Source organism: Aliihoeflea sp. PC F10.4 (genome assembly GCF_054612275.1).
In genome coordinates this window covers 1,236,624-1,247,496 of record NZ_JBTSWH010000001.1, presented here as the reverse complement: position 1 = coordinate 1,247,496, position 10,873 = coordinate 1,236,624, and the positions used below count along the sequence as shown (strand labels likewise).

Genomic DNA, 10,873 nt, shown 5'->3' with positions numbered 1-10,873 from the left:
CGTGCACGATCCACTCGAGACATGCACAATGGCCGTCCACGGCTCCCACGAACTTCCCGGCGTCTCAGTGACAAGTTACAGTCTCACCCTCAAAGAGGGTGGCGGCTTTGTCGGCGACCGGGCGAACGGCAGGGCGTTCTTCGCGATCCTGGACGAGTTGAGAACCCCGCTTTGCGAGGCCGGCACCGACCCGTTCGGCGGCGTGGCGACCGACGATCTGTCGAATGACGACATCGACGAAGCGTGGCGGACGGGCGACGCCTTCGCCGCCGGATTGATCCACACAACCATCGAAGAGTTCGCACAGCGGCTGGCCAGCGTGGTGCGTGCCTATAGCAGCGCCGACGATCAATGGGCGAAGGTCAGCCGCATCGTCGTCGGTGGCGGACTGCGCGACAGCCGGATCGGCGAGATCGCCATCGGACGGACGACGGCGATCCTGCGCCTCGAGGGCGTGGGGGTCGATCTCGTGCCTATCGAGGAGGACCCTGACGAGGCTGCCTTGCTCGGCGGGCTCTGGCTGATCGAATCCGATCGTTTGCGGGGCTCATCACAGATGCTCGCGGTCGATATCGGCGGCTCAAGTATCCGCGCAGGTCTGATCGACTTTGATCCCGAGCTACCGCACAACCTCTCGCAAGCGACGGTTATCGAACTCGATCAATGGAAGTATGACGAGGAATCGAAAGAGCCGAGCCGTGACGAGGCCGTCAAGCGGCTGGCCGGGACGCTCGAGGAGCTACAAAAGCGATCGAACAAACCTCTCGCCAAATTCATCACAGTCGCCTGTCCCGGGCGCATCCATGAAAACGGAGATATCCGCGACGGCGCGCAAAACCTGCCGGGAGACTGGGAAGCGGACGACTTCAACCTGCCCGGCGCGCTCTCCGATGCGCTCGATAACAAGTACGAGATCGTCCTGCACAACGACGCGGTGGTGCAGGGTCTAAGCGAAGTGGAGAGGATGGGCGATGTCGAGCACTGGGCGGTAATCACGATTGGCACCGGACTAGGGAACGCTGCTTATAAGAACCGTTTCTTCACGAAGACGGACGACTGAAACGCCACTCTTGATCGTCGACAGGCAAAGGATGTTCAAAACCGCCATCCGCCTTCGATCGGTTTCGGTCACGCTACTCGCAACCGATAGGTCCGAATGCGGGAGGCGTCGCCGACGATCCTTTACCGTTTATCGTGGATGCGGTCTGTTCCACGACAGTTTATCTCGCACGCTTTCTACTAAAAGGCATCTTGAAGCCGTCACACTTTTGAAATTGTCAGGTCTCATCATCGCGCCCTTGCGAGAATTGCGCGAAAATTCCGATGCCGACAGAGTTCAGCCGAGCAACGTTCACGTTAGTGGCGGCACCGTTACTCAATCATTCTGTTGAGGGAACGAGTCGGGACCACCTGCGGCCAGGTAGTTCTTCGCCGAACGGGATTGCTTCGGATCCTGTACCGTCACCTCGTAAACGATCCCGTCAGCCTCCAGTTCTTGACGACCGAACTTGCGGACGTCCTCAAACATTTCGGACAGATCGTTCGTCGCGTCGTTCACTTTCCATCGATGAAGTTCCATCCGCCGAATCTTCATCGGACCGGCTCCGAGCGTGCTCGAAGGTCGTCGGCACCGTGTGTTTCGCCAATGTCTTCAGGGAAGGCGTATGCGTGGCGTTGCAAGTTCCGGACCGGCCACATGGGTAGCATCTTCCTGCTGGACACCAACGTGGTGAGCCAGTTCTCGCTCCCTCGTCCGCCACCGGCGCTTCGCAACTGGCTGCTCTCCGACGACGTCGAAGGCGTCGTGCTACCGTTCGGCGCGATGGTAGAGCTCGAGCGCGGCATCGCCTGGATCGAGTCGAGCAGTCCTGAAAAGGCCGGCCGATTGCGAGATTGGCTCAATGGCCTCCTGGGAACCGACATCGCCTGGCCTGAAATTGACGTCGAAACGGCGAGACTGTACGCACGAATGACGACGTGCATGCCGCTTCGAGACCTATGGCAACCACAAGCCAGACGTCGAAGGCCCGGGTTGGGTATGGATGTCCTCATCGCCGCGCAATCCATCGTAACCAACGCTCCCGTGGCCACGCTCAATGATAAGCATTTCAAGCTGATAGACCAGCATTTTCCGATGCCCGGAATCTACAATCCACTCACTGACGTATGGACGTCGTCGACGATCGCTATGGGACTCGTCGGGTATGGTAGTCTCCCGTCGAGGCAAGACGTCGCGATGGACGAAATTTGAACGCCCCCTAATCCATGTGCAACCAATGCGACCGCGCATCCGCGAGAGGCGGAAGACTGCGGCCGTTGCCGTCGAGATGCGGCATGGGTCGCGAACGGTCCGGTGCCGGAAACAGAGTTCGCAACACGATCGCCGATGAATGGGGAAGCAATCCGGCTGATCTGAAGGTACTTCGTGTGGAGAACTGATCCACCCTAAGACGTTCGGAAGAACGCGGCCAGCTCGGCGGTCAATTCTTCGGGTACTTCTTCGGCCATGTGGTGGCCGCAGTCGATGCTTCGGCCGCTGACGTTAGACGCCCACCCGCGCCAGATGCCAAGGATATCGCCGTGGAGATACTCCAGATCGTCGCGAGCTGACCAGAGCACAAGGAGTGGGCAAGTGAGCTTGCGGCCAGCCAAGCGATCATCCTCGTCATGTCGGCGATCAATGCCTAATCCCGCCCGATAGTCCTCGATCATGCCATGAACCGTTGCCGGATCGTGGATGGCGGCATGAAAGTCAGCGTAAGCTTCCGCTCCCATTGCCTCCAGACTGGACTTGTAACGGTTTTGTGCCGGTCACCTGAGCGATTTAAGCTCGCAAGAGGAGACCGTCGAGATGATGAAGCATTCAGAAGAGTTCAAGCAGGAGGCGGTGCGGATTGCGCTGACCAGCGGGTTGTCGCGCGAACGGGTCGCAGCGGATTTAGGGATCGGCAAATCGACGCTCGGCAAATGGATTGCACGATATCGGCCGGGAGAATTGGTGGCCGCGCCGCAGGCTGATCTGGCGCGGGAGAATGAACGGCTTCGCCTGGAGAACCGCGTGCTGCGGGAGGAGAGGGAAGTGCTAAAAAAGGCCACGCAGTTCTTCGCGAGCCAAAAGCCGTGAGGTTCGCTTTCGTGCACAGCTGGCGGCACCGTTGGCCCGTGGAATTGATGTGCCGTGTCCTGCAGATCAGCGAGCGCGGCTATCGGTCTTGGCGCTCGCGCCCGATCAGCCGGCGGGAACGAACGGATATGAAGGTGCTGGCGCATATCCGCGAGCAGTACAGCCTGAGCTTGGGCAGCTATGGCCGCCCTCGCATGACGATGGAACTAAAGGAGGCTGGCCTCGATGTCGGCGAGCGCCGGGTAGGACGGTTGATGCGGATCAACGCCATCAAGCCGGTTCGCACCCGCAAGCACAAGGTCACGACCGACAGCCATCATCGCCTGGGTGTCGCCGCGAACTGGCTCGATGGCGATTTCGTCGCCGATAAACCCAACCGTAAATGGGCTGGCGACATTACCTATGTGTGGACGCAGGAAGGCTGGCTCTACCTTGCCGTCATCCTCGATCTGCACAGCCGCCGCGTTGTGGGCTGGGCGGTCAGTGATCGGATGAAGAAGGATCTGGCGATCCGGGCGCTGGACATGGCGGTGCGGCTGCGCAATCCGCCGCTAGGCTGCTTTTTCCATTCCGATCGCGGCAGCCAATATTGCTCGTATGATTATCAGAAGAAGCTGCAGGCCTATGGCTTGCGACCATCGATGAGCGGCAAAGGAAACTGCTACGACAATTCCGCTGTCGAGACATTCTTCAAATCGCTGAAGGCAGAGCTGATCTGGCGGCAGAACTGGCCAACGCGGCGCCAGGCTGAAGCCGCCATCTTCCAATACATCAACGGGTTCTACAACACCCGCAGACGCCATTCATATCTGGGCGGCATCAGCCCGCTCGCGTTCGAAGCCAAGGTGGCTTAGTGAAATAGGTGACCGGCACAAAACCGTTACAAGTCCAGACTGCCTCCGTACCACGCGTCCGGATCAGCCAGGATCGCCCGCTCGGGTTTCTCGGCTTGAGCGAAGAAGAACCAGTGCCACCATGCAGAGGCGAAGCGGGCGTCGCACCGTTCGAGCGCGTCCACGATCGGGATCGCGTCGAGGATCGCGAGGCGACTGACCGACGCCGGGTGATCCATCGCGGTTCGAAAGGCCGTATAGGCTCCTCTGTCGTGCCCCACGAGGCCGAAGCGATCGAAGCCGAGTTGATGCATGAGCGCGACGCAGTCTCTCGCCTTGGCTCGCTTCGATGAGCCGGAGTGATCGGGTGTGTCGGCGGGCTTTGTGGACTGGCCGAAGCCGCGCAGGTCCGGGCAAACAACGGTGTATTGCTCGGCGAGGATGGGAGCAACTCGATGCCAGGTCGCATGTGTGCGTGGGTGACCATGCAGCAGCAGAAGAGGCTCTCCTCCGCCGCCAATCCTGATCCGGAGCGTCGCTTCCGGAAGCTCTATCCATTCAAGTTTGAATCCTTCGAACATGCCTTTATCCCAAGTGCCGCTCACGCAACGTTCGCGCGCGAGAACGGTTTCGGCGCGAATTACCGAGAGCCTCGTTTGGATGTCTGGCCGCGGAAGAGGTCGATGGCCATGGTACGATGCCCTCTCAAACTATCGCGCGGCCTTGATGGGATGTGGCCGTAAGATGTATGGCCGGGCGGCGTTCGTGCCGCCCGGAAAAACGCTATGCCGCGACTTTCACCGGTCGCCGCCTCGGGCGGACCCGCCGATCGGCAGCCTCGCGCTTAAGGATGGCGTCGATTTCCCCGCCGCTAAGGCTCCCCTTCTCGACGAGTTCGCCGGCGATTCGGTCCAGTTGGCGGCGGCGTTTCGCGAGGATCGCGCCCGCCGCTTCGAAGCATCGCTCAAGCAGTTCCGAAACCCATAGACGCGCCGCTTGGTCATACGCCAGTCCACCCGTGTTCGGCGATGCGTTCTCCATAAACGTCAGCCGCCCGCCCAGACCCCAAGACCTATGCGCGGCGACGGCGAGCGCCGTGGCCTGATGAAGGTCGGAACCCTTTTGCCCCCCTACTCCGGCCGAATGGCCTCCAAGCACGAGCGCCTCCGCGGCGGCACCGGCCAGAAGCGTTTTGATTTCGGTCTCCACCCTTGAGAGGGTACGGCATTCTTTCTGGTCGAAGTGAAACTCGACGCGGCCGTCGCTTTGGATGTCCGCGTCGAAATAAACCGGAACGACGACTTGGTCGATCTTCCCATATCCGAGTTCCCGCCCGACGACGGCGTGGCCGGCTTCGTGCAACGCGATCCGCTGGCGGTACTCCGAAGGCATCGCCTCCCGAGGCGGCATCGATGCTTCGACGTCCGCGATCGAAGGGGGCGCGCCGCGTCTCCGCGCCCGCCGTTTCGCGTCGCGCGCGAGTTTTTCGAGATCGGCTCCCGAACGTCCGGGAAGCCTGGCAGCGACTTCGTCGAGCGCGGCGGCGTCGATGCCGTGGTCGAGCAGGCGGTAAAGGATCTCACGTCGCGCCGCTCGGTCGGGGAGCGAGACCTTTACGTGCCTGTCAAGCCGCCCGGCCCTGGTGATCGCTGGATCGAGGCGCTCGGGGAAGTTCGCCGCCCCGACGACGACGACCCCCTCCCTGCCTTCAACGCCGTCGAGACATTCGAGCAAACCGGCGACTACCTCGGTGCAGTACTGAGCGTTATGATTGTCGAACGCGGCGCGGTTTCCGAAAGAGTCGACTTCATCGATGAACAGGATGGCAGGAGCGTTCTTCTTCGCTTCGTCGAACGCCGTACGCATCGCTTTCAGAAGCGCGTTGAGGTAGCCGGCGGCTTGCCACTGGGCCAACGATCCCGTTACGAGCTCGACGCCGCAGGTGTTCGCAAGGCCCTTCGCGAAGGTTGTTTTTCCGCAGCCTGGAGGACCCGAAAGCAAGATGCCGCGGTCGACTGCGGACCATGGGATCGTTCCGTTTTTCCAGTCGCGCAGGTCCTGAGCGAGCTCACGGCCCCACTCGTCGGCTTCGCCCATCCCGACGAGGTCGTCGAGGGTCGGACTGCGGGAGCGGCCGCCCTTCCCCGTCCCAGCCTGGTCGGCGTTCGAAAGGTCTTCGGCAGCTTCGATGACCCTGCTGACGACTTCCGCCGCGGATCGACCGGCGCGGGCCGCCGCGTCGAGGATCGGGAACGAAACTTCGCGAAGCTGCGTGGCTTCGAGTTCGGAAAGCAGGCCTCGCTGGCCCATCTTCCAGGCCCCAACGACGTCGCGTACCGTAGGCGTCGGAAGGTCCAGCACCGCGTCCGCGGCAAGCCTAATCTGGAATGGAATTTCTTCCGTGGAATGGCAGATCGCGACGATGCGCGTCGGCTGTTCGAACCATTCGGCAATGTCCTTAGGCCAGCCGTCGAGTTTGCCGGGACCGATGACCGTCACGTACGGACCCGTTGCAAGATACTTATGGTGCCGAGTCTTGTCGACGTAGGTCTCCGTCGCTGACTTATAGTACGCCGCTGTCGCGTCCTGCGGCAAGCGCAGAACGATCAACGCGGATCCGAAACGGTTGAAACGATGTTGGGTCCGCAGCGTCCGCGCGACGCCGCAGTAGGCAATAGCCCTCGGGAGCGAAGACGACATCTTCGCGATGACTTTCCGTGATTTTTTCATGATCTCTGTCTCTGAGGGCGGCTTGAAACTAGCCGGGTTCGCAAACGAAATGTTCGAACCGCGCGTGAGGGCGCGTTAGAGACGTATTATTATGAGACCCGTATTCCGGGCGGTCGTCGGAATGAACATCGACATACAGGCTCCGCTTGAGCGATAGAACAAATCATGAACGAACGTTTTGGTCAACCGGTCCGGCTGAACAAGGATGGCCCATGGTTAACGGTGACGTGGTTCCGGAGATCCGGCGCATCTTCCCGTCGCTGCGCGAAAGCGCCCGCATGCCGCAGAGGATTTTTGATCCCAAGGGCCCAGCCTGTCGCCCCTATATGCACAAGCGCCGTTCCTGACTTCGGTATGATTTTTCGCCATTTGACTTATTGGTAGAAATCGGTTGCTTAAGAGGCATGGCAATCACCGTGCTCCCGCGTGCCGGGGCGCAAGCTCAAAGCCTTGAAGCGATGACACGTGTCGTCGGTCGCTGTCTGCCGTTTTCATACTCGATCGCGTGACTCCGCCGCAGTGCAGGCTGCGGTACCGAACGTGCTCGCCATATTTTCTTGGGGAGGAAAAAGATGATCAACCGTCGTACGTTTCTGGCGTCCGGGGCGTTTGCCGGACTATCCACCGCCGCGATGGCGCAACCGAACATAGTGACCGGCGAGACGATGCTGCGCCAGAAGGGCTCGGCTCCGCGCATCGTCATCGCGGGCGGCGGCTGGGGCGGGCTGACGGCGGCACGCTATCTGCGCGAAAAGGTGCCGGACGCCGAGGTGATCGTCCTCGAACGCAACCCGGTGTTCTGGTCCTGCCCGATCAGCAACAAATGGCTGATCGACATCGTCGATACCGACTATCTGCTGCATGACATGCTCAAGCCTGCGGAAAAGTATGGCTACGACCTGATCCAGACCGAGGTTACGGCGATCGAGCGAAACGCCAAGCGCGTGCGCACATCGAACGGCAGCATCGATTACGATTACCTGATCCTCGCGGGCGGCATCCGCAACGCCTATGAGGCGTGGTACGGCAACGACCACAAGGCGATCGCACATACCCGGCAGGCGTTTCCATCCGCCTATGTGCCGAACGCCGAGCACATCGCGTTGAAACAGAAGATCCACAATTTCGAGGGTGGCACGATGGTGATGACCTTGCCGCCGCCGCCGCATCGCTGCCCGCCTTCGCCCTATGAGCGCGCCTGCGTCATGGCGTGGCACTTCAAGACCAACAACATTCCGGCGAAGATACTGATCCTCGATCCAAAGCCGCGTGTGATGCCGATCAATGGCGGCTTCACGGCAGCGTTCGAGGAGCTTTATCCCGACATCATCACCCATGTCCCGAATGCCGGGGTCAAGGAAGTCGATCCGTTCAACAAGACGATCAGCACCGAGGCGGGCGATTTCGAGTTCGACGATGCCGTCCTGATGCCGCCGCATCAAGCGGCCGACATGGTCTGGTATGCCGATCTGATCGCCAAAAATGGCGAAGGCAAGCCGACCGGCTGGGCCGATATCCATCCAACGATGCTGCATGCGCGCGACGACGAGGACGTTTACGTGATCGGCGATGCGATGGGCGCGATCTCGCAACAGTTCGGTCATTATCCGAAGAGCGGCCATGTCGCGAACTATATGGGTCGCATCGTCGCGACCTACATCGCGCAGCGCATCGCCGATGAGGAGGTGAAGACACTCCTGCCGGACAATCTCTGCTACATGCTGGTCAACGGTGACCCGCGCGAGGCCATCTCGGTGGAGTTCGAGTACGAATTGCTCGATGACGGCACCGTCCATCAGACCCAGATCGACATCGACATTCGCGGTACGGACCTTTTGGAGGAAGACTTCAAATGGGCGCAGGGCATGTATGCGGATTTTCTGGCACGACCGGCGTGATTGGAGAACGCTCATGATCATGTTTTCGAGGCGGCAGGCGCTGACACTGTTCGGCGCAATCGGTGCGGCCGCCCTCGCTGGCTCCGCACTGGCCCGCGAACAGTTGCAGGACCTGCTGGCCGATCTGTCGAGCGCCGACACGCAGGCCGTCGATTGGCTGAGGATCGACATGCCGACCCTCGCCGACAACCCGGGGGCTGTTCCGATTACCGTCTCGGTCAATGCGCCCGACGATCTGCGGTGCGAGGAAATCCTCCTCGTCGCGCCGAACAATCCGCGCCCGGCTGTCTGCCGGTTCGTCTTTTCCACCCATGCAGTGCCGGAGGTCTCGACGCGTATCAGGCTTGCCGAAACGCAGGATGTGAAAGTCTATGCCCGCATGAGCGATGGCTCGATTGTCTCCAACTCCAGGGCTGTCACCGTTGTCGGTGGTGGCTGCGGCATGATCATCGAGGAGCCTACATGAGCCGTCCGCCCCGCATCTGGGTGTCGAACGACACCCCGGCCGATGGAGAGGTCGTCACCGTCCGCGCCATGGCGATCCATCGCATGGAAACGGGTATCGGCATCGAGGGCGGCGGCAAACCACGGCCGCGCAACGTCATCCATGAGTTCGACTGTACGCTGAACGGCGAGCCGATCATCTCCTGGAAGCTGGACACGGCCGTCTCGCCGAATCCCTATATCGAATTCAAGTTCGTCGCCTCGCAAAGCGGAAAGCTCGTATTCCGCTGGGAGGATGAGGACGGCGAAGAATGGTCGGCAGAGCAGGAAATCGAGGTCACATGACGTCACTAATGCTGTCGGGCAACTGCCGGCTCGTTCGTTGCGCGGTCCTAAATTGATGGTATGAAATCGCAAGGAGTGGGCGGACTTCGTCCTTCGCTTGTTGCCAATGGAGACTACACCAATGGCGAAGGGTGACCGCGGCCCGCAGTATCGAGAAGAGAAAATAATGGGCTGTGTTTCGACGAGATGAGACTGGAGCATCGTCAGGCCGCACATCTGAATCATATACTCACGGCCGAGATTGATGGATGCATTTGCGCCGTCGAGCTCGCCTTCGATGCGGCTTGGCTGGCCGCCGTAGGCGATCATCGGATTCAAAAATTATGGAAGCGGCAGGACGCTGGAGCGACCAACGAACTTGTCAATCTGGGCTATATCTTAAAGGAGGCCGAGAAGAAGAAGCCCGGGCTTGCCGCGACGTTTGCGAGCAAGATCAAAAAGCAGGACAGCAACAACCAGAGAGGCTTGCTTTTTGAACTCCTCGTTATCGGGGGAATGGTCGCCCAACACGGTAAGGTGGAACCGACGTCGGCGAACCTACCTGGCTACGACTTGCGCATAAAGTACGACGATGGAGCAGAACTCTTACTGTCTCTGAAAAGCTGGGGAAGTTCCCAGCACGAGCGTATTTTTCGGAAGAAGGCTTCGGATCTCGAACAGTATATTCGGAAGCTCGCTATTCGTTACAAATGCTACGCGGTGAATGTCCGGGTGGCCGCAGAAGGCTGCCCCGACGAAAAGGCTTGGGACGCGCTACGCTTGGCGATCACCGAGAAACTAAGGGAACAACCTCTCGTACGCTCATCGTTCGCGGTCGGAAGCGAATGGGACTTGGTAGTAGGACCGGTTTGGTCACCAAACGGTCCACTCAGCCGAAGCAACCTTTCCCATGAGGTATTCGTCCTGAGTCCATATCATCGCAACGAGATCGCGAACTTCAAGGATAAGTTCAAAGGCGCGATCGCGAACGCGGAAAAGTATGCGATGACGAAAGATGGCCGGATGCATGGCATCGTCGTTCGGGTACCGGGAAACCTGTCTTGGTCGGATGCGAACGACGTCGCTTCTACTTACCTCTCCGACAATCAGTCCGGTCTGGTTGGAATGATTTCCCTCGTCCAGGCCGCAGTCGTCACCGATGCCGACGGTCGATCGAGCCAGCATGTCTACGTTAAGTCGCATGCCTCAGCATCGTATGTGGCGTGGTTATCTCCTAAGCGGGCATTCGGTTTGAGGTTGAAGCTGGCAACGATCGGTAGCGAAGCCTCCCGAAACGTCCTTGTGATCGACGACGGGCACCAAGTCGAACTGAGCAACATGTACCATTATCATTCGGGCGACATCTTCGTACGTTTTGACGGAAGCGACGCGACCGTTTCGCGCCTTGCGCCTGGTCTCCGGCAGCATGCCGTTATCACAGTTGGGGAGGAGGAACTCGTCGTGTCGGGTCGATTCGCTGATAACGACGACCTGGTTTTGTTCGATTAGTGTACGTCTCA

10 protein-coding genes and 1 pseudogene are annotated in these 10,873 nt (G+C 60.0%); 7 read left to right on the top strand and 4 right to left on the bottom strand.

The genetic code is table 11. The features are described 5' to 3' along the window. Positions 1 to 28: 28 nt before the first annotated feature. The gene (locus ACX82Z_RS06170; protein ID WP_459587268.1) at positions 29 to 1,060 is read left to right on the top strand and encodes an ROK family protein; all 1,032 of its coding nucleotides are present in this window, start codon (positions 29 to 31) and stop codon (positions 1,058 to 1,060) included. A gap of 315 nt (positions 1,061 to 1,375) precedes the next feature. Here the strand turns inward: ACX82Z_RS06170 and ACX82Z_RS06165 are convergent, their stop codons facing one another. Further along, the gene (locus ACX82Z_RS06165) at positions 1,376 to 1,594 is read right to left on the bottom strand and encodes a hypothetical protein (protein WP_459587266.1); all 219 of its coding nucleotides are present in this window, start codon (positions 1,592 to 1,594) and stop codon (positions 1,376 to 1,378) included. 102 nt (positions 1,595 to 1,696) lie between these two features. On the opposite strand from ACX82Z_RS06165, the gene ACX82Z_RS06160 reads away from it, so the two are divergent. After that, entirely contained in the window at positions 1,697 to 2,251 is a 555-nt protein-coding gene (locus ACX82Z_RS06160; RefSeq protein ID WP_459587265.1) for a PIN domain-containing protein, read from the top strand. A gap of 194 nt (positions 2,252 to 2,445) precedes the next feature. Here the strand turns inward: ACX82Z_RS06160 and ACX82Z_RS06155 are convergent, their stop codons facing one another. Then, positions 2,446 to 2,775: an alpha/beta fold hydrolase gene (locus tag ACX82Z_RS06155; RefSeq protein ID WP_459587263.1), complete on the bottom strand. Its 330-nt coding sequence runs from the start codon at positions 2,773 to 2,775 to the stop codon at positions 2,446 to 2,448. 76 nt (positions 2,776 to 2,851) lie between these two features. On the opposite strand from ACX82Z_RS06155, the gene ACX82Z_RS06150 reads away from it, so the two are divergent. After that, positions 2,852 to 3,978, top strand: a protein-coding gene (locus ACX82Z_RS06150) for an IS3 family transposase (protein WP_459587262.1) whose coding sequence is annotated in 2 segments (ribosomal slippage) — positions 2,852 to 3,092 and positions 3,092 to 3,978 — 1,128 coding nt in all. Because the reading frame shifts where the segments join, the coding sequence is not laid out codon by codon here. Positions 3,979 to 4,016: 38 nt separating this feature from the next. Here the strand turns inward: ACX82Z_RS06150 and ACX82Z_RS06145 are convergent. Next, positions 4,017 to 4,538, bottom strand: a pseudogene (locus tag ACX82Z_RS06145) (alpha/beta fold hydrolase); the annotation flags it as partial. A 202-nt stretch (positions 4,539 to 4,740) separates the two neighbouring features. Beyond that, positions 4,741 to 6,456 carry an AAA family ATPase gene (locus ACX82Z_RS06140; protein ID WP_459587261.1) on the bottom strand — a complete coding sequence of 572 codons (1,716 nt, stop codon included), beginning with the start codon at positions 6,454 to 6,456 and terminating at the stop codon, positions 4,741 to 4,743. A gap of 803 nt (positions 6,457 to 7,259) precedes the next feature. Here ACX82Z_RS06140 and ACX82Z_RS06135 point away from each other — a divergent pair. The 4 genes from ACX82Z_RS06135 to ACX82Z_RS06120 all read left to right on the top strand — a co-directional run bounded on the left by ACX82Z_RS06135 (position 7,260) and on the right by ACX82Z_RS06120 (position 10,862). Beyond that, positions 7,260 to 8,585, top strand: coding sequence for an NAD(P)/FAD-dependent oxidoreductase (locus ACX82Z_RS06135; protein WP_459587259.1), 1,326 nt, complete (start codon positions 7,260 to 7,262; stop codon positions 8,583 to 8,585). Between the two features lie 13 nt (positions 8,586 to 8,598). Continuing rightward, positions 8,599 to 9,051, top strand: coding sequence for a thiosulfate oxidation carrier protein SoxY (locus tag ACX82Z_RS06130; RefSeq protein WP_459587257.1), 453 nt, complete (start codon positions 8,599 to 8,601; stop codon positions 9,049 to 9,051). Continuing rightward, entirely contained in the window at positions 9,048 to 9,374 is a 327-nt protein-coding gene (gene soxZ, locus ACX82Z_RS06125; RefSeq protein ID WP_459587255.1) for a thiosulfate oxidation carrier complex protein SoxZ, read from the top strand. Before ACX82Z_RS06130 ends, soxZ begins: the two co-directional genes overlap by 4 nt. Before the next feature lie 186 nt (positions 9,375 to 9,560). After that, a complete protein-coding gene (locus ACX82Z_RS06120; RefSeq protein WP_459587254.1) occupies positions 9,561 to 10,862 on the top strand; it encodes a hypothetical protein in 1,302 nt (433 codons plus the stop codon). Positions 10,863 to 10,873 lie beyond the last annotated feature (11 nt).

Coding starts and splice junctions, on each gene's coding strand:
- ACX82Z_RS06170 (WP_459587268.1), top strand. CDS start 29: ATGGCCGTCCACGGCTCCCACGAACTTCCCGGCGTCTCAGTGACAAGT.
- ACX82Z_RS06165 (WP_459587266.1), bottom strand. CDS start 1,594: ATGAAGATTCGGCGGATGGAACTTCATCGATGGAAAGTGAACGACGCG.
- ACX82Z_RS06160 (WP_459587265.1), top strand. CDS start 1,697: ATGGGTAGCATCTTCCTGCTGGACACCAACGTGGTGAGCCAGTTCTCG.
- ACX82Z_RS06155 (WP_459587263.1), bottom strand. CDS start 2,775: ATGGGAGCGGAAGCTTACGCTGACTTTCATGCCGCCATCCACGATCCG.
- ACX82Z_RS06135 (WP_459587259.1), top strand. CDS start 7,260: ATGATCAACCGTCGTACGTTTCTGGCGTCCGGGGCGTTTGCCGGACTA.
- ACX82Z_RS06130 (WP_459587257.1), top strand. CDS start 8,599: ATGATCATGTTTTCGAGGCGGCAGGCGCTGACACTGTTCGGCGCAATC.
- soxZ (WP_459587255.1), top strand. CDS start 9,048: ATGAGCCGTCCGCCCCGCATCTGGGTGTCGAACGACACCCCGGCCGAT.
- ACX82Z_RS06120 (WP_459587254.1), top strand. CDS start 9,561: ATGAGACTGGAGCATCGTCAGGCCGCACATCTGAATCATATACTCACG.